General features: G+C 64.2%; 15 protein-coding genes. 11 read left to right on the forward strand and 4 right to left on the reverse strand.

The window, feature by feature from the left end:
• Nucleotides 1-31 precede the first annotated feature (31 nt).
• The 3 genes from RFM40_RS25950 to RFM40_RS25960 are packed head-to-tail and all read left to right on the forward strand — an operon-like array spanning nt 32 to nt 3776.
• Nucleotides 32-1648, forward strand: a complete 1617-nt coding sequence (locus RFM40_RS25950) for a GMC family oxidoreductase (protein ID WP_320229208.1) — start codon at nt 32-34, stop codon at nt 1646-1648.
• Entirely contained in the window at nt 1645-2856 is a 1212-nt protein-coding gene (locus tag RFM40_RS25955; RefSeq protein WP_320229209.1) for a mandelate racemase/muconate lactonizing enzyme family protein, read from the forward strand. Before RFM40_RS25950 ends, RFM40_RS25955 begins: the two co-directional genes overlap by 4 nt.
• On the forward strand, nt 2853-3776 hold the full coding sequence (locus RFM40_RS25960) for an NAD(P)-dependent oxidoreductase (protein WP_320229210.1): 924 nt from the start codon (nt 2853-2855) through the stop codon (nt 3774-3776). Before RFM40_RS25955 ends, RFM40_RS25960 begins: the two co-directional genes overlap by 4 nt.
• Before the next feature lie 71 nt (nt 3777-3847).
• On the opposite strand, the gene RFM40_RS25965 is transcribed toward RFM40_RS25960, so the two are convergent.
• Nucleotides 3848-4786, reverse strand: coding sequence for a diacylglycerol/lipid kinase family protein (locus RFM40_RS25965; RefSeq protein ID WP_320229211.1), 939 nt, complete (start codon nt 4784-4786; stop codon nt 3848-3850).
• Nucleotides 4787-5622: 836 nt separating this feature from the next.
• Here RFM40_RS25965 and RFM40_RS25970 point away from each other — a divergent pair.
• Nucleotides 5623-6144, forward strand: a complete 522-nt coding sequence (locus RFM40_RS25970) for a hypothetical protein (RefSeq protein ID WP_320229212.1) — start codon at nt 5623-5625, stop codon at nt 6142-6144.
• A gap of 65 nt (nt 6145-6209) precedes the next feature.
• Here the strand turns inward: RFM40_RS25970 and RFM40_RS25975 are convergent, their stop codons facing one another.
• Complete coding sequence (locus RFM40_RS25975; RefSeq protein ID WP_320229213.1) at nt 6210-6836, reverse strand: hypothetical protein; 627 nt, start codon at nt 6834-6836, stop codon at nt 6210-6212.
• Between the two features lie 177 nt (nt 6837-7013).
• Here RFM40_RS25975 and RFM40_RS25980 point away from each other — a divergent pair, with 177 nt between their 5' ends.
• Nucleotides 7014-7508: a YegJ family protein gene (locus tag RFM40_RS25980; protein WP_320229214.1), complete on the forward strand. Its 495-nt coding sequence runs from the start codon at nt 7014-7016 to the stop codon at nt 7506-7508.
• 10 nt (nt 7509-7518) lie between these two features.
• On the opposite strand, the gene RFM40_RS25985 is transcribed toward RFM40_RS25980, so the two are convergent.
• Complete coding sequence (locus tag RFM40_RS25985; RefSeq protein WP_320229216.1) at nt 7519-8490, reverse strand: hypothetical protein; 972 nt, start codon at nt 8488-8490, stop codon at nt 7519-7521.
• Between the two features lie 73 nt (nt 8491-8563).
• Complete coding sequence (locus RFM40_RS25990; RefSeq protein WP_320278550.1) at nt 8564-9613, reverse strand: CapA family protein; 1050 nt, start codon at nt 9611-9613, stop codon at nt 8564-8566.
• Between the two features lie 153 nt (nt 9614-9766).
• Here RFM40_RS25990 and RFM40_RS25995 point away from each other — a divergent pair, with 153 nt between their 5' ends.
• The 6 genes from RFM40_RS25995 (at nt 9767) to RFM40_RS26020 (ending at nt 17544) form a co-directional block, all read left to right on the forward strand.
• A complete protein-coding gene (locus RFM40_RS25995) occupies nt 9767-11020 on the forward strand; it encodes a hypothetical protein (protein WP_430691731.1) in 1254 nt (417 codons plus the stop codon).
• 132 nt (nt 11021-11152) lie between these two features.
• The gene (gene uvrB / locus RFM40_RS26000; RefSeq protein WP_320229220.1) at nt 11153-14263 is read left to right on the forward strand and encodes an excinuclease ABC subunit UvrB; all 3111 of its coding nucleotides are present in this window, start codon (nt 11153-11155) and stop codon (nt 14261-14263) included.
• 309 nt (nt 14264-14572) lie between these two features.
• Nucleotides 14573-16099: an ABC-F family ATP-binding cassette domain-containing protein gene (locus tag RFM40_RS26005; protein ID WP_320229221.1), complete on the forward strand. Its 1527-nt coding sequence runs from the start codon at nt 14573-14575 to the stop codon at nt 16097-16099.
• A gap of 140 nt (nt 16100-16239) precedes the next feature.
• Nucleotides 16240-16422 carry a hypothetical protein gene (locus RFM40_RS26010; protein WP_320229222.1) on the forward strand — a complete coding sequence of 61 codons (183 nt, stop codon included), beginning with the start codon at nt 16240-16242 and terminating at the stop codon, nt 16420-16422.
• Between the two features lie 160 nt (nt 16423-16582).
• Nucleotides 16583-16999: a VOC family protein gene (locus RFM40_RS26015; protein WP_320229223.1), complete on the forward strand. Its 417-nt coding sequence runs from the start codon at nt 16583-16585 to the stop codon at nt 16997-16999.
• Between the two features lie 191 nt (nt 17000-17190).
• Complete coding sequence (locus tag RFM40_RS26020; protein ID WP_320229224.1) at nt 17191-17544, forward strand: DUF1428 domain-containing protein; 354 nt, start codon at nt 17191-17193, stop codon at nt 17542-17544.
• Nucleotides 17545-17551: the final 7 nt, after the last annotated feature.

Raw genomic sequence — 17551 nt, forward strand, 5'->3', positions numbered from 1 at the left:
AGGCGCCGGATTTCGGAGCCGCCCGCGCATCATGCAGACTTATGACTTCATCATCGTCGGCTCCGGCTCGGCCGGCTCGGTTGTCGCCGAAAGGCTCTCGGCCTCAGGCCGCTATTCGGTCCTGGTGCTGGAGGCCGGCGGGACCGACTGGCGTTTCTATGTCCAGATGCCGCTAGGCTACGGCAAGACCTTCTTCGATCCCGCCGTCAACTGGAACTACAAGGCGGAGCCCGATACCGGCCTTGCCGGCAATGCCGACCATTGGCCGCGCGGCAAATTGCTCGGCGGATCGAGCTCGATCAACGCCATGGTCTATATCCGGGGCGCGCGCGAGGATTTCGACGCCTGGGCCGCCACCGGCAATCCGGGCTGGAGCTATGACGAGCTGCTGCCCGCCTTCAAGGCGCTGGAGGACAATGAGGCCGGCGCCGACCAGTGGCGCGGTGTCGGCGGTCCGTTGCACATCACCGATTGCTCGAACGCCGTGCACCCGCTGACCAAGCGCTACCTGGCGGCCGCGCAGCAGGCTGGGCTGCCGTTCAATCCGGATTTCAACGGCCCCACCCAGGAAGGTGTCGGCGTCTACCAGATCACCACCCGGAACGGCCGCCGCATGTCCGCGGCGCGGGCCTTCCTGCGCCCGGCGATGAAGCGCGGCAACGTCCGCGTCGAGACCAACGCGCTGGCGACGAAAATCCTGTTCGAGGGCAAGCGCGCCGTCGGCGTCGAATATGAGCAGAACGGCGAAAGGAAGATCGTCCGCGCGGGCCGCGAGGTGATCCTCTCCGGCGGCTCGATCAACTCGCCGCAGTTGCTGCAGCTCTCCGGTGTCGGCCCAGCCGCGCTGCTCGGAAACCTCGACATCCCGGTCGTCCATGCCAACGACAATGTCGGCGCGAACCTGCAGGACCACGTCGGCATCAACTACACTTTCAGAGGCAAATTGCCGACGCTCAACCAGATCCTGCGTCCATGGTGGGGCAAGCTGCTCGTCGGCATGCAATACATCCTGGCGCGCTCGGGCCCGCTGTCGCTGTCGATGAACAATGCCGGTGGCTTCTTCCGCACCGACCCGTCGATGGCGCGGCCGAACATGCAGCTCTATTTCCAGGCCTTCTCGACGGTCATCCCGAGGAGCGGCGAGCGCCCGATCCTGACGCCTGACCCATGGCCGGGCTTTTCCATCGGCCTTTCCAATTGCCGCCCTTCGAGCCGCGGCGAGATCATGATCCGTTCGAGCAATCCGCGCGATTATCCGAAGATCACGGCGAACGCCTACTCCACCAACGCGGATGTCGACGAGATGCTGGCGGCGGTGAAGTTCGTGCGCAAGATCGCCGCGATGCCGGCCATGGCCGAGATCATCGAGGAAGAGGTTTTGCCTGGTCCGTCAATCACTTCCGATGCCGATCTGATTCAGGATTTCAGGAAGCGCTCCGGCACCGTCTATCACCCGGTTTCGACTTGCCGCATGGGGCCGGATGCCTCGCGCGCCGTCGTCGATCAGCGGCTGCGCGTGCATGGCCTCGATGGCCTGCGCGTCATCGACGCGTCGATCTTTCCCGACAACATCACGGGCAACACCAACGCCGCCTCGATCCTCACCGGATGGAAAGGCGCCGAGCTGGTTCTGGAGGATCAGAAATGAAAGTCACCGACGTCAAGACCTGGGTTGTCGGCAACCCGCCGCCCGGCATCGGCGGCAAGTATTTCATCTTCGTCAAGCTCACCACCGACGGCGGCGTGGTGGGCTACGGCGAGGCATACAACGCCACCTTCTCTGCGCATGTCACGGCCAGGATGATCGAGGACATGGCCGAGCGCTATTTGATCGGCCGCGATCCGCACGATGTCGAGAACCTGTTCCGCCGCGTCTATTCCTCCGGCTTCACCCAGCGACCCGATGTCTCCGGCATGGGCTGCTTCTCGGCGCTCGAAATGGCCTGTTGGGACATTATCGGCAAGGAGGCGGGCAAGCCGGTCTACAAGCTGCTCGGCGGCCAGGTGCATGAGACGCTGCGCTCCTATACCTACCTTTATCCGCACACCGGCAGCGTCCATTCGGAAGATGCCCGCGGCCAGAACGTCTACAACGATCCCGACATGGCCGCCGCCTGCGCGCTCGAATATGTCGAGCAAGGCTTCAACGCCGTGAAGCTCGATCCGGCCGGCCCCTACACCGCCTATGACGGCCACCAGCCGCGCCTCATCGACATCGATCTTTCGGCGCGCATGATCAAGGCGATCCGCGAGGCTGTCGGCACCAGGGCCGACATCCTGTTCGGCACGCATGGCCAGTTCACCGCCTCGGGCGCGCTGCGGCTCGCCCGCGCCATCGAGCCCTACGATCCGCTGTGGTTCGAGGAGCCGGTGCCGCCTGACATGCCGGAGGTGATGGCGCAGGTCGCCCGCGCCACCTCGATCCCTATCGCCACCGGTGAGCGGCTGACCACGAAATCCGAATTCGCACGCGTCATCGAGAACCGCGCCGCGACCATCCTGCAGCCCGACCTCGGCCGCTCCGGCGGCATACTGGAGACCAAGAAGATCGCCGCCATGGCCGAGGCATATCACATCCAGGTCGCGCCGCATTGCTATTGCGGGCCGATCGTCGGCGCCGCCAACATTCAGCTCGCGGTGACGCTGCCCAACTTCCTCATCCTGGAATCGCTGAAGCAGTGGGACGGTTTTCACGCGCAGCTGCTCAAGAAGAAGATCGAATGGCAGGACGGCAACGTCATCCCATCAAAGGAGCCCGGTCTCGGGGTCGAGCTCAACGAAGAGGTCTGCGACGCGCATCCTTACAGCGGCAAGGAATTGCATCTGCAGATGATGCAGACGCCGCTGATGCCGTGAGCGCGCGCCTCGCCTATGCCTTCATCGGGCTCGGCCATCTCGGCGGCAACCTGGCCGCCAGCCTGCTGCGCAACGGCTTTGCCGTCACCGTCTTCGACCGCGACCCGTCGCCGATCGAGCGGCTTGTCGCGCTCGGCGCGACAGCCGCCAGGAGCCCGGCCGAGGCCGCCGCCCGCGTCGGCAATGCGATCACCTGCCTGCCCTCGCCCAAGGTAAGCGAGGCGGTGCTGACCGGCCCTGACGGATTGCTTGACGGCCTGGCCGCTGGCGGCACCTGGATCGAGATGTCGACCAATGGCCGCGACGAGATTTTGCGGCTGTCGGCGCTGGCGTTGGCGAAGGGCGTCGAGACGCTTGAATGCCCGGTCACCGGCGGCGTGCATTTAGCCGCGGTTGGAAAGATAACCGCGCTGGTCGGCGGCGACGCCGCACTCTACGAACGGCATCGCCCTGCCATCGAGGCGATGTGCGCAAAATCGTTCCTGATGGGTCCGGTCGGTTCGGCGGCGGTGATCAAGGTCATCACCAACATGCTGGCCTTCATCCATCTGGTCGCCGCCGGCGAGGCGCTGATGCTGGCCAAGCAAGGCGGACTCGACCTCGCCCAAGCCTACCATGCAATCGTCGCCTCCTCCGGCAACAGCTTCGTGCATGAGACCGAAAGTCAGCTCGTCTTGAACGGCTCCTACGACATCGGCTTCACCATGGATCTGGCGCTGAAGGACCTCGGCTTCGCGCTAGCCATGGGCAAGGATTTCGGCGTGCCGCTCGATCTGGCAACCCGTGTCAACGCGATTTTCGAGCAAGGCAAGGAAGCCTATGGCGGCGATGCCTGGTCGACGCGGATCGTCAAGCTGCTCGAGGATGCCGTCGGAGCCGAGCTTCGCGCATCGGGTTTCCCGGCCAAACTTGAAACATGACCGGCAAAATTTTGCCCAGCCATTTCAATCGTCTGACAGCGCTTGCGGAATCAACCCCTGAGGCAGTTGATTCAACATCGCAGCGTCAGCGCGCCAGGCAGCATTTCGAAAGTCGCTGGAATCCTACCCGGCGACTCGCCGTCTATGTCGACCAGCGCGCCGTTCTTCTCCACATCGCCAACCGGCTCCACCAGCACCTTGCGGCCGCGCAGTATGGTGATCGCCGGGTGGTTGCGGTGGCGCCCGCCATAGAGCAGCCGAATGTCCCGGATCAGCCCGAGCTTGTTCTGCGCCCGCACGATGACGATGTCGAACTGACCGTCAGAGAGCTCGGCGTCGGGCGCGATCATCATGCCGCCGCCGAAGGACTTTCCGTTGGCGACCGCCACCAGCGCCATGCGCGCCTCGATCGGCTCGCCGTCGTCTATGGTGATCCTGACCTCCTGGAAGCGGTAGCGGAGGAACTCCAGCACCGTGCGCCAGAAGAACAGCGCCTTGACCGAGACCTGGCCCTTGCGCTTGTCGGCATTGACCGCGCGATCGGTGGCGCCTGACAGGCCGAGACTGGCGATGTTGATGAAGTGACGGCTGGCCAGCGCGCCGTGGTCGTCGATGTAGCAGATGCGTCCGGCGTCGATCTTGCGCGGACTTGCACGGGCTAATCGCGCCAGCGCCGGCTCGATTTCATCCGGCAGGCCCAGCCCTCGCGCGAAATCGATGCCGGTGCCGCAGGGCAGCAGCCCAAGTTCGCTCGTCCGGCCGGTCTCGAATTCTGCCTGCAGCAGCCCGTCCGCCACTTCGCTGGCCGTGCCGTCGCCGCCGGCGGCAATCACCAGGTCGCAGCCATCGGCGGCGAGGTCGATCGCCAGCCGCTCGGCATCGCCGCTGGTCTGCGTCTCGCGCAGATCGAATTCACCGAAATGCTTCTTGAGCGATGCGGCAACCTCGGGCCAATGACGCTTCAGCTTGCCGCCTCCCGCAATCGGATTGAGAACCACCCCGACCTTCAATCCGACCTCCCCCGAGGCATGCCGCCCAAAAGCGTGCGACGGTTTTGGATAGCGACATACATCCGCCAAAGAGCCTGGAGCAGATGCCCGCATCCTTTGCCGGCATTGAAACGCGGGCCGGTCGGCGGGGCAAGGGCTCCATCCTCCAAGGAGCCACGAAAATGCGGGGCAGGCTGTCTAAGGGGTTTGGGCCGCAAATTCAGGGACTTGTCGCGTCGGTCCCCGATAATCCCGCTATCCACAGGTCCGCGTGTATTCCGCAAAGCCCTTACCCGGCGTACATTGAACCCATCTCAGGCGGCTACCGAACGCCCCGCCGAAAGGCAAAGCGCAAGGCGGATTTCCTGAGGCCCGCACGAGCCGGAACGAGAGCAGGTTCGCCTGTTAGAGGGACGGATGTCGGCGGGGCCGCGGAAAGCGTGCGAACGCCGACGGCGGACCGATGCTGCCATGAAGGCCGGTTAAAACCTTCGATGGTACGCTGGGCGAAGCCCGCAAGGGTGGAGATCGGCGTGGTCCGGAACGGGCGCTGCCCCTCGGGTGGCGACTGGCAGGACCGTCAAAATCAAGGCCGGCTTGGCGCGACGACTTTACGGAAGTTGCTGCCGCGACTGGTTCCTGATCTGACAGGGAGGCGCTGGGAGAAATCCCAGCGCCGACTGTCTTTTGGGCTGCCGCTTCAACACATCTCTCCGGCGACTGATGCTTTCCGGCCACAGTCGCAAGCCAAGCAACCTTCCGCAACCGCAGTCATGCGCAATTCACAATCGCGGCCAAATCCCGCCTTGTTCCCCGGCGATTGATCAGCTTGGGAACGAATTCGAAGGGACAAGACCGTGATCAAGACCGCCCTTGTCGCCATGACCATCGTCGGCTGCGACTGCGACGCCAAGCTCTGCGAATATATCGGCGAGACGCCCGCCAAATGGGCGACGATCGCCGACTGCGAGGCGGCGATGAAGAGCCAGATGCTGCATCAGCGCAACTTCAACTATCCGCTGGTCTCGGGTATCTGCCGCGCCAAGGGTTCGGCATCGACCTCGGAGCTCGCCGCGAAAGCCTCGAGGCCGGCCCTGAAGCCGCCGAACCGCGTCGTCGGAACCATCGCGCCATTGCCGCCCGAGCTCAGCCATCGCCCGAGCGTCCCGGTCGGCGCGACGGTGACGGCCAGCGAGACGGAAGCCGCGCGACCGGTCGCCTTCGAGGCAGCGGTCGACGGCGGTAGCGCCGTGCTCTACCGCACCAAGGCCGGTTATGCGGTGGTCAAGACCGATCTCGGCCGCGCGGCTGACGCGACCGTGGACATGGCGAAGCGGTCGGCAAACTGGTTGGCGGGACTGGTGCCAAGCGGGCTGTAGGAGCATTCCCGGAAAAGTGTGAAGCGGTTTTCCGTCTGGAATTGCGTAAAACTAAAAGTCCACCTCTAAAGTTTGATCTGCAGGGTTTCCCAGAACTTGTCGATCATCGGTTGCTCGGTCGCCGCGTCCTGGTCGCCGATGCGCGTGATGAACAGCAGCCCCTGATCGGCAAGGCCGAAGCCGACGATTTCGAAATCGGCCGTGTCGGCGCGCGTCCTTACAGTGGCCTTGACGCCGGTCAATTCCCTGCCGTCGGGAAGCTTGCGGGTCGTCGGCTCCTGCGTCAGGGTCCCGCCCGCCTGGACCGATTCCTTCGTCATCTCCTGCAGCATCAGTTGATTGAGCGACACCGGGTTCATCTTGCCGTATTCCTGCACCACGACGATGGTGCCGAGGGCCGAGGCAGCCAGATATTGGGTGATGCTGTCGCCGAGGTCGGTCTTGGTGACGGAGATGTTGCTCGGATGGACGAAGGAAAAAGTGCCGCCCGAGAAGGTGGCGAAGTCGTTGCGGTCGAGCCTCACCTTCGCCATCTTGCCGCCAGGCAAGCTCACATTCGCGTCCTCACCGGGATCGATGTCGACAGTCACGCCGTCGATCGTCAGCTTGAAGGCCTTCAGGTCCTCGGCGCGGGCGAGCCCGGCGCAAAGCAGGATCGTGGCGAGCACCGTAGCCGCAAGTCTCAGTCGCATGTCCTGTTCCTCCAAACCAGTTCCACTCCAAGCTTCGCCGGTCGCGCGACGCCGAAGTCGCTCTGCTCACCACCTATCATTCGCTCATGACAGATAGCGTGACCACTCTGAAGGCGTCGATTGATAATGCCGGCGCGTTGCGGGAAGATAGCGGCCTATCCGGAGTTGGGGGGCTTCATGACCTTGACCGTTCGAGCCGCACTGTGTCTGCTCCTGGCGCTCGTTCCCTTGCATGTTCGAGCGCAAGACGCCGATCAGGGCGACGACAAGACGGTGATGGTGGCGCCGGACGATGCCGATATGGCGGCGGCGATCGCAAAGGCACGATCCAGCCTGGATGACTTCCTGGCTTTGTCCGACTCTCCGCCGCCTGGAACCGACAAGTTCAAGTTGAAGGTCATGGTCGTGGACGGAAATGTGACGGAGCATTTCTGGGTCATCCCCTTCAAGAGGACCGCCACCGGCTTTGTCGGCATATTGGCGAACGAGCCGGAACTCGTCCGCAACGTCGTCTTCGGCCAGAACATCGAATTCACCAGGGACGATATTTCCGACTGGGGATACACCAGGGACGGCCATCAGGTCGGCAGCTTCACCGTCTGCGTGATGTTCAAGCAAATGTCGAAGGAAGAGGCGGATTACATGCGCGCCAAATACGGTTTCGACTGCTAGCTGTTGCCCGCTACTCAGCCGCTTCGTCCTTCGCCCCTATCTTGCGTACCAGCGCCGCCGTCGCCAGCATCGCGCCGAGATCGGCGATCATCGGCGCGACATGGATGTTGTAGTCGATCGGCACGGAAATATCCGGCAGCTCGAAGAAGTTCTTCGACCGCGGCATCAGGAGAAAACCGTCGCTGCCACTCAGCGCCACCCGGGCCTGGTCGTAGGGCCATGTCTCGCCGAGCCAGGTCAGCGCCTGCGCCAGCCGCCCGGTAACCAGCGGCTGCGCCGCCTCGGCATTGTCGGTGCGGAATTCGTAGGTGGCATCGAGTTCGGCGACGCCGGATGACAGCTCCTGCATCTTGCTGACGAACATGCCGCGGAAGAAATGCACGACCTTGCCGGCCTTGCGCGCCGCAACCAGCGTGCCCGGGAACGGCTCGATGGTTTCGAAGGCGACGATGACGCCCTTGAAAGCCGTCGTCTCGCTTTTGCCCGAGCCTTCCCAGAGCTTCGCCTCGTAAAGCTCGAACGGAAAATCCTCGTAGCGCCCCGAGATGACGTCGTCGAAGCTCTGCCGGCTGAAAGCGCCGACGATTTCGCGCGGCATCCTGTCGAAGGAATTCGGCCGCACCCCATGCTGGTAGCGCACATCGCGCACGAAGCCGAAGATGATCGGCAAGAGCGAGTCGCGGAAGGATTGCTGCAGCCGGGTTGCCGGCCTCAGCGCCTGGAAATAGAGCAGCACCGCAACGATGAAGCCGCCAAGGTAGAGGAAGACATGCGGCGTCGAGAACCACTGCTCGTTGGGATCGGCGGCGCTGTTGAACAGCCACGCGACGAGCCCGACGAAAACGATTACCAGGCCGACAAACAGCGGCACCCGCCAGCGGACCTGTTTCCGGGCCGACGCCCGCTTCGCCTCATAGGCCTCGATGTTGTGCCTGATGCCGGCGATCACCGCTTCGCTCGGCATGAAATCCGCTGCTTCCATGGCCACCCCCGGCCGCCGCTATGATGCAGCCCATGATAGCGGCTTTTGCGCCAAAGTCGCCAGCAGTCGCCGGTCAGCCCTTTTGGCCCGGGAAAATCGCATCCAGGCGAGCCGTAACCCGCTGTCTTGCGACGCCTTCCAGCGCCTCTACCGGCGCCAGCCGCTCACGGCCGGCTTTGGCCAGGCGCATGAAGAAATGCAGTCGATAGGCGGCAACCATGCCGCGCGTGGCCGCATCGGTGCTGATATCGGCAACAAGGATCGAGCCGATGCGCCCAGGCCATGGCTGCCTGGCAAAGGCCGTGCCGAGGAAATCGCCCAAGCCATAAGCGACGAGGCTGTCTCCGATGCGATCGATCGGCTGGACGACGTGGGCATGGTGGCCGGCGATCAGCCGCACGCCATGACCAGTCAGTCGCCGCGCCAGCGCCAGCGTCGCCGGCCTCGGAAAATGCCGGAATTCCCAATCCCAATGCGGCACGGCGCACACGAGATCGAGGCCTGTCCCCGTCTCGCGTAACCATTCGGCTGGATCGCTCTGCATGGACACCAGCGCCCGAAATTCGGCTTCACCGGCGTTGCGCCAAAGCGTGAAGGCCGCGAAGCCGATCGTCAGCGGCCCGGCGGCATGATGCTGGACCGGCCCGCCGGCCGCGGTGCCGATGATGCGAATGCCGAGCCCCTTCAGCGCCACGACCGTCTCGTCGAAGCCGGCGACACCCTGGTCGAGCATGTGGTTGTTGGCGAGTGACAGCACGAGCTTGTCGCGGACAATACCGACAGCCGCGAGCGCGTCCGCCAAAAAACGCTCGGTCATGGCGTGATGCGTGCCGAGTCGGGTGCCCATCACGGCGCTCGGCCGCGCGACGATCGGGCTTTCGCAATTGCCGATCACGAGATCGGCGGAGCCGAGCAGCGCCGCGAGCGCAGGGTCGCATTCGGGCGCCGTGCGATTGGCGACCGCCGAAATGTCGCCGATGAAGGCAAGCCGCACCGTCCGCGCCGGGGGCGGATCGATCAGCGTCGCAGCCGGCGCCGCGAAACCGTTCCTGTCGCCGCCAAGCGACGGTTTCAGGAAACGCGGCAACCAGGACAATTTGTAGGAGAGCGGATAGTTCGACACGCGGTGCCCCTTTGTCGGCTCTGTGTAGACCGTCGCGCGGGCCGGTTGAAGCCGTCCACGAAGCCGAAAGCAGCCTGCTGACCGGCGCGGGCTGGAGGACGCCTTGGGCCAAAATACGTGTATGCTCGCGAACTGACGCAGTGGAGGGCGATGATGATGCGTACAGCGATCTTTGCAGCCGCCTTGTTTGCATTCCTGCCGGTATCGTCCGCCTGGGCGGAGATGCCCGAGGCGGCAAAGGCCATGTTCGAGGCGAAGAGCGTGACTGACCGGAACACGGCGCTGTCGACCTTGGAAGGAGAAGCGGCCAAGGATCCGGCATCGGCCTATGCCGCCGGCGCCGGCGAGTTCTTCACCGCGCTGGAAATCCTCGCCAGCGGCCTCCATCGCCACGGTTTCGAGAGCCCGCAATCCTTCATGCTGCCTCTGATGCGGCTGCCGGTGCCGGATAATCCCGATCCCGAGCCGCTCACCTACGAACAATTCCACGCCATTCTGGTCGCCTTCCGCGACCGGCTGGAGAAATCCGCCGCCACGCTCGGCTCGGTGCCCGCCGATGCCGATATCGGCATGGTGGTCGACCTCATCCATGCCGGCATCGATCTCAATGAGGATGGCAACATCGCGCCGGACGAAAGCATTGGCGCGATCATGGCCTCGCTCTCACGCGGCGGCATCGACACGAGGGATGGCGCACCGCAGCTTACCTTCCGCTTCGACCGCGCCGACGGCTATTGGCTGCAGGGCTATGCCGAGTTCCTGATGGCGCAGGCCGATTTCTGGCTGGCGCATGATTTCAGAAGCATGTTCGACGGTTCCTTCCACATGCTGTTTCCGCGCGCGAAATTACCCTTGCAGGACGCGCTGGTGCCGCCGGATGGCGGCATGAGCGGCAGCATCTTTTCCTCGGAATGGCGCTTGGCCGACTTCATCTCGCTGGTGCATCTCGTCAACTGGCCGGTGGTCGAGCCGGAGCGCCGGCAAGCCGCGCGCCGGCATCTTCTGGAGATGATCCGGCTTTCGCGTGAGGACTGGAAAGCGATCCGCGCCGAGACCGACAACGACCGCGAATGGCTGCCGGGACCGCGGCAGAAGGGCCTCAATCCGCTCACCGGCCTCGAGGTCGGCGAGGAGCAGGTGCAGGCCTGGCTGGCCACGCTTGATGTGGCCGAGGACCTTCTCGAAGGCCGTGTGCTGTTGCCGCATTTCCGCATCGCCGGCAAAGGCATCAACATGAAGCGCTTCTTCGACGAGCCGAAACCTTTCGACCTCGTCCTGTCGATCACCGGCCCCGCCATCGCGCCTTATCTCGAAAGCGGGAAAATTCTCACCAGCGACGATTTCGACCAGATCCAGCGCGAGTTCGGCGGCGCCGGATTCTTGACTTTCGCGCTGTGGTTTAACTGAGCCTGTTGCCGCGGCCTTTAGCGCGGGCTGTGTCGCCCCTCCTGACAGCCTTCTGTCAGCAGCGTCCGCAGGCAGCGACCGCCATTTCACTCCGCTCTTTCCATTTCGGCCGAGTCCTCCCATATTCGGGCCATGGCCAAACGCACCGACAAGAAAACGCCCTCGCCGGCGCAAGAGGGCGCGCCGAAACGGCGCAGCCCGCTGACCGAATTCCTCGACGCTGCCGAGCCGCTCGAACCCGGCGGCTTTGCTGAGGCGCCGCAGAGAGAGTTCTCCGGCGCACCGCTGACCGGTTCGATTTCCGATTGGGCCGGGCAGATCGAGCGCGAGGCGGAAAAGCAGCCGAAGACAAAAGCGCCGAAGAAAATCCCTGAACGCTCGTCCGCGCCGGGGCGTACGGCGCGCGGCACCTCGATGGGCGGCGCGGCGTCGGCGAAGGAACGCGCGGCCGCGGGCCTCAACCCGGTGGCCGGCCTCGACATCAGCCTGGAGGACGCCGAGTCGGTTTCTTCGAGTGGTGTCACCGCCACGGTGGCGGCGCTGTCGGCGCTGATCGAATCCGGCAACCCGCTGCACAAGGACGGTCAACTCTGGACGCCGCACCGTCCCGCGCGGCCGGAAAAGTCGGAAGGCGGCATCGCGATCAAGATGGTGTCGGATTTCGAGCCGGCCGGCGACCAGCCGACCGCCATCAAGGACCTCGTCGAGGGCGTCGACCAGAGCGACCGCACCCAGGTTCTGCTCGGCGTCACCGGCTCGGGCAAGACCTTCACCATGGCCAAGGTGATCGAGGAGACGCAGCGCCCCGCTTTGATCCTGGCGCCAAACAAGACGCTGGCCGCGCAGCTCTATGCCGAGTTCAAGAAATTCTTCCCGGAAAACGCGGTCGAGTATTTCGTCTCCTACTACGACTACTACCAGCCGGAAGCCTACGTCCCGCGCACCGACACCTATATCGAGAAGGAATCCTCGATCAACGAGCAGATCGACCGCATGCGCCACTCGGCGACGCGTTCGCTGCTCGAACGCGACGACGTCATCATCGTCGCTTCGGTCTCCTGCATCTACGGTATCGGCTCGGTCGAGACCTACACGGCGATGACCTTCCAGATGCAGGTCGGCGACCGCCTCGACCAGCGCGCTCTGCTCGCCGACCTCGTCGCCCAGCAATACAAGCGCCAGGACATCAATTTCGTGCGCGGCTCGTTCCGCGTGCGCGGCGACACCATCGAGATCTTCCCCGCCCACCTCGAGGATCGCGCCTGGCGCATCTCCTTGTTCGGCGACGAGATCGAGGCGATCACCGAGTTCGATCCGCTGACCGGCCAGAAGACGGGTGAGCTGAAGAGCGTCAAGATCTACGCCAACTCGCACTATGTGACGCCGCGCCCAACCTTGAATCAGGCCATCAAGTCGATCAAGGAAGAGCTCAAGCTGCGGCTGCAAGAGCTTGAAAAGGCTGGCCGTCTGCTTGAGGCGCAGCGGCTGGAGCAGCGCACCCGCTTCGACCTGGAGATGCTCGAGGCGACCGGCTCCTGCGCCGGCATCGAGAACTATTCCCGCTATCTCACCGGCCGCCAGCCGGGTGAGCCGCCGCCGACGCTGTTCGAATACGTGCCGGACAACGCACTGATCTTTATCGACGAAAGCCACGTCACCGTGCCGCAGATCGGCGGCATGTATCGCGGCGACTTCCGCCGCAAGGCGACGCTGGCCGAGTATGGCTTCCGCTTGCCTTCCTGCATGGACAACCGGCCCCTGCGCTTCGAGGAATGGGACGCTATGCGTCCGCTGTCGGTCGCCGTCTCGGCGACGCCCGGCGGCTGGGAGCTGGAGCAGTCCGGCGGCGTCTTCGCCGAGCAGGTCATCCGCCCGACCGGCCTCATCGACCCGCCGGTCGAGGTGCGCCCGGCCAAGAGCCAGGTCGACGATGTCGTCGGCGAGATCCGTGACACGACCAGGCTGGGCTACCGCACACTGGTCACGGTGCTGACCAAGCGCATGGCCGAGGACCTGACCGAATACCTGCATGAGAACGGTATCCGCGTCCGCTACATGCATTCCGACATCGACACGCTGGAGCGCATCGAGATCCTGCGCGACCTGCGCCTCGGCGCCTTCGATGTGCTGGTCGGTATCAACCTTTTGCGCGAAGGTCTCGACATTCCGGAGTGCGGCTTCGTCGCCATCCTCGACGCCGACAAGGAAGGTTTTTTGCGCTCGGAAACCTCGCTGATCCAGACCATCGGCCGCGCCGCCCGCAACGTCGACGGCAAGGTCATTCTCTACGCCGACCAGATCACCGGCTCGATGGAACGGGCTATGGCGGAAACCAACCGCCGCCGCGAGAAGCAGATGGAGTGGAACGCGGCCAACGGCATCACGCCGGAATCGGTCAAGTCGCGCATCGCCGACATTCTGGATTCGGTCTACGAGAAGGATCACGTGCGCGCCGACATCTCGCAGTTCACCGACGACGCCGGCGCCATGATCGGCAACAACCTCAAGACCCATCTCGAGGCGCTGGACAAGCAGATGCGCGATGCCGCCGCCAATCTCGACTTCGAGAAGGCGGCCCGCATCCGCGACGAGATCAAGCGGCTGCGCGAGATGGAGCTTGCCATCTCCGACGACCCGCTGGCGCGCGAGGTGGAAAGCCAAAGTCCTGCATCAGGCCGCGAAAAGGGCAAGCACAACAAGGGCGTGGCCAGACACCGTACGGCCGAGGAACAGGACCGTTTCCGCAGGCTCGACGAAGCACGCGCCGCCGAAGAGGCGGCCAAGGCTGCCCGGCCCAACCTCTTCCGCAAGCCGCATCTCGACGAGATGGGCGCTGATGGAGCGGTGCCGGCCAAAAAGCCGCTCTTCGCCAAGCCGTCAATCGACGACATGGGTCCCGGCACCGACATGCCGACCCCGGCAGGCGCGGTGTCGCGCTCGCTGTTCAAGAAGCAGAGCGCGCAGGAGGCGCATGGCTCCGACTTCGGCGTCCCGGGCGATCGCACCAAGCCTTTGTTCCGGAAGAACTCGCTCGACGAAATGACGGTGCGGCGGACGGAAAAGCCGGTCGGGGGAAAAGTGCCTGCGAAGCCGCAGCCAATCTCGGGGGCTGGGACCGAACGGGGCGCGAAGGACGACAAACCGATCGTCCGTCAGCGCTCCGGCATCGGCTCCTACGAAGATCCAGGCGACGAGCGCCGTCAAAAGCGCCGGCCTGGCAAGACGGGACGGCCGGGGCAGTAGCGCCTTTTCCTTCTCCCCTTGTGGGAGAAGGAAAGTGCGGTCCACTTGCCCTCACCCTCGCCTTTGGTGTAATCGCTTCGCATACTCGAACACCTGAAGGAGGGCTGCGTGTCTATCGATCACCACCGTCAGCGCGGCCCTGTCTGTGCCCTGCGAGCTTGCTTGCAGGGCTGACCAGGACGGTCCGGGAATTTCCCCGCTTCGATTTTTGGTCTGCCCTTCGTGGTGCTGCTGAGCTTGGCCTGACGGCCTGCCGGCGCACCGTCAAAGTGCATTGAGCCGGGCTCCGGCAAGACCAGAGAAATCGACATGGCCCTGATCAGCCTCAAATCCCTCGGCGTCACCATGAGTGCGCCGCTCTTCTCCAACCTTGACCTCACCATCGGCGCCGGCGACCGGCTGGGCATCGTCGCAGCCAACGGCCGCGGCAAATCCACCTTGCTGAAATGCTTGGCCGGCGAGCTGGATGCCACGGCCGGCGACATCACGAGGTCGCGCGGCTTGCGCGTTGGCCATGTCGAGCAATCCGTTCCCGATACGCTGCTCGACCGCGGCTTCCATCAGCTGGTCGCCGATGCCTTGCCGCCCGAGCAGCGCGACAGCGAGCTCTGGCGCGTCGACGTGGTTCTCGATTCGCTCGACGTACCCGAGGACATGCGCGGCCGGCCGATGCGGGCGTTGAGCGGCGGCTGGCAGCGGCTGGCGCTGATCGCCCGCGTCTGGGTCACCGATCCGGACGTGCTCCTGCTCGACGAGCCGACCAACCATCTCGACCTTGCCAAGATCGGCCAACTCGAGACATGGCTCAACGCGCTGCCGCGCGAGGTGCCGGTGATCGTCGCCAGCCACGACCGCGCCTTTCTCGACGCCACCACCAACCGCACGCTGTTCCTGCGCCCGGAAGAATCGCCGGTGTTCTCGCTGCCTTATTCGCGCGCCAGGCAGGCGCTCGATGAGGCCGATGCCTCGACGGCGCGCAAGTTCGAGCGCGACATGAAAATCGCCCAGCAGTTGCGCCGACAGGCCGCCAAGCTCAACAACATCGGCATCAACTCCGGCAGCGACCTGCTGACGGTGAAGACCAAGCAGCTCAGGGAGCGGGCCGAACGGCTGGAAGATGCGGCGGTGCAAGCGCATCGCGAACGCTCGGCCGGCGCGATCAGGCTGGCCAATCGCGGCACCCACGCCAAGGTGCTGATCACGCTGGAGGACGCCGCGGTCGAAACGCCCGACGGCACGCTGCTGTTCAGGACCGGCAAGCGCCACATCTGCCAGGGCGACCGTATCGTGCTGCTCGGCCGCAACGGCGTCGGCAAGTCGCGCTTCATCGACATGGTCCGCAACGCTATCACCGAGCCTGGGACCGCGCAGAACATCAAGGTGACGCCGTCGACGGTGCTCGGCTACAGTGACCAGGCGCTGTCGGGCATCACTGGCGACGACACGCCGCTGGCGATGGTCTCTCGCCGCTTCGAGGTCGGCGAGCAACGCGCCCGTTCTTTGTTGGCCGGCGCCGGCGTCGCCATCGAGATGCAGGAGAGAAAAATCGGCGCATTGTCGGGCGGGCAGAGGTCGAGGCTGGTGATGCTGGTCCTGCGGCTCATCAACCCCAACTTCTATCTGCTCGACGAGCCTACCAACCATCTCGACATCGACGGCCAGGAAGCGCTGGAGGACGAGTTGCTGAAGCATCAGGCGAGCTGCCTGCTCGCCTCCCACGACCGCTCCTTCATCCGCGCGATCGGCAACCGTTTCTGGCTGATCGAAAAGCGGCGCCTGGTCGAAGTCGACAATCCGCAGGAGTTCTTCCGCTCGGTCGCCGAAACGGAGCGCTGAGAGCACTGCAAAGGCCGGCCTCTTACGGGCCGGCTTTCCGTGCGCACAAAAAATTCAGGCGCTCTGTCGGATGGCCGCAGCATCCCTCGTCCTTGGGATGCCGACACGATGATGCCGGCATCAACCAGGGAGAGTTCATCATGTCGATACTGTCATCCATCGGCCGCATCGCCACCCAATATGCGGCGGCGCGTGCCCGCTATCGCAGCGAGCGCATCCTGCTTTCGCTGCCGGCCGAACTGCGCAAGGACATCGGCTTTCCGGAAATTTACGACACACGGAATAGCCGCCGCACCGCCACCTTCTCGACCAAGGTCATTTGAAGGCCTACCAACAAATGCGATCACTATCCAAGCTCGCCGGTTGCCCGGCCTGTCCGGGCCCGGCTCTCTAAAAAATTTCTGCGACCGTGTAGGATTGCCGTCGCCTCGTCCGTCTTTTGACCGCAACGCCAAAATCAATCCGTGAAGAGGAACACGCAAAATGACCGACCAGACCCCACCCCGCGCCAAAGTGCTTGGCGGATTGACCCCCTATTTGCAGGTCGACGGCGCCATCAAGGCGGCCGAGTTCTACAAGAAGGCTTTCGGGGCGGAGGAAGTCTTTGCCTATCCGCCGGATGACAAAGGCCGCACCATGCATGTCCATCTCTATGTCAACGGCTCGACGCTGATGCTGGGCGACGCCTATCCCGAACACGGCCATCCGCATCAGCCGGCGCAGGGCTACACGCTGCAGCTCCATCTCGGCAGCGACGACATCGATGCCTGGTGGAAGCGTGCGGTGGACGCCGGCTGCGAGATCGTCACGCCGCTCCAGGTGATGTTCTGGGGCGATCGCTGGGGTCAGGTGAAGGATCCCTTCGGCGTCGCCTGGGCGATGAACGCACCGGTGAAGTGAGCCCGTCTACCTCTCCCCCTGTGGGAGAGGTCGGATTGCCCCGAATTGCCCTTCGCAATTCGGCTGGCAATCCGGGTGAGGGGTAAGCAGCGCCAAGCTGGAACACCCCTCATCCGTCTCGGCGCTGCGCGCCGATCCACCTTCTCCCACAAGGGGAGAAGGGAGAGCCGCACCCAACCAAGGAGTTCACCATGTCCTATGTCGATGGCTTCGTGCTCGCCGTGCCGAAGGTAAATCTCGACGCCTACAAGAAAATGGCCACACAGGCCGGCGCTATCTGGAAGGAGTACGGCGCGCTCGCCTATGTCGAATGCATCGGCGACGACGTGCCCTATGGCGAGATCACCTCGTTCCCGCGCGCCGTCCAGGCCAAGGATGACGAAGTCGTCGTCTTCGCCTGGGTCGTCTATGAAAACAGGCAAAGCCGCGACGCCGTCATGGCCAAGATCATGGCCGACGAGCGGTTGAAAGCCGATTGGCCGACAATGCCGTTCGACGGCAAGCGCATGATCTTCGGCGGCTTCCAGCCGTTCATAGAGCTGTAGGCGCGGC

The sequence above is a fragment of the Mesorhizobium captivum genome, assembly GCF_033977165.1.
GTDB classification, from domain to species: domain Bacteria; phylum Pseudomonadota; class Alphaproteobacteria; order Rhizobiales; family Rhizobiaceae; genus Mesorhizobium; species Mesorhizobium captivum.

Coding starts and splice junctions, on each gene's coding strand:
- RFM40_RS25950 (WP_320229208.1), top strand. CDS start 32: ATGCAGACTTATGACTTCATCATCGTCGGCTCCGGCTCGGCCGGCTCG.
- RFM40_RS25955 (WP_320229209.1), top strand. CDS start 1,645: ATGAAAGTCACCGACGTCAAGACCTGGGTTGTCGGCAACCCGCCGCCC.
- RFM40_RS25975 (WP_320229213.1), bottom strand. CDS start 6,836: ATGCGACTGAGACTTGCGGCTACGGTGCTCGCCACGATCCTGCTTTGC.
- RFM40_RS25980 (WP_320229214.1), top strand. CDS start 7,014: ATGACCTTGACCGTTCGAGCCGCACTGTGTCTGCTCCTGGCGCTCGTT.
- RFM40_RS25985 (WP_320229216.1), bottom strand. CDS start 8,490: ATGGAAGCAGCGGATTTCATGCCGAGCGAAGCGGTGATCGCCGGCATC.
- RFM40_RS25995 (WP_430691731.1), top strand. CDS start 9,767: ATGATGCGTACAGCGATCTTTGCAGCCGCCTTGTTTGCATTCCTGCCG.
- uvrB (WP_320229220.1), top strand. CDS start 11,153: ATGGCCAAACGCACCGACAAGAAAACGCCCTCGCCGGCGCAAGAGGGC.
- RFM40_RS26005 (WP_320229221.1), top strand. CDS start 14,573: ATGGCCCTGATCAGCCTCAAATCCCTCGGCGTCACCATGAGTGCGCCG.
- RFM40_RS26010 (WP_320229222.1), top strand. CDS start 16,240: ATGTCGATACTGTCATCCATCGGCCGCATCGCCACCCAATATGCGGCG.
- RFM40_RS26015 (WP_320229223.1), top strand. CDS start 16,583: ATGACCGACCAGACCCCACCCCGCGCCAAAGTGCTTGGCGGATTGACC.
- RFM40_RS26020 (WP_320229224.1), top strand. CDS start 17,191: ATGTCCTATGTCGATGGCTTCGTGCTCGCCGTGCCGAAGGTAAATCTC.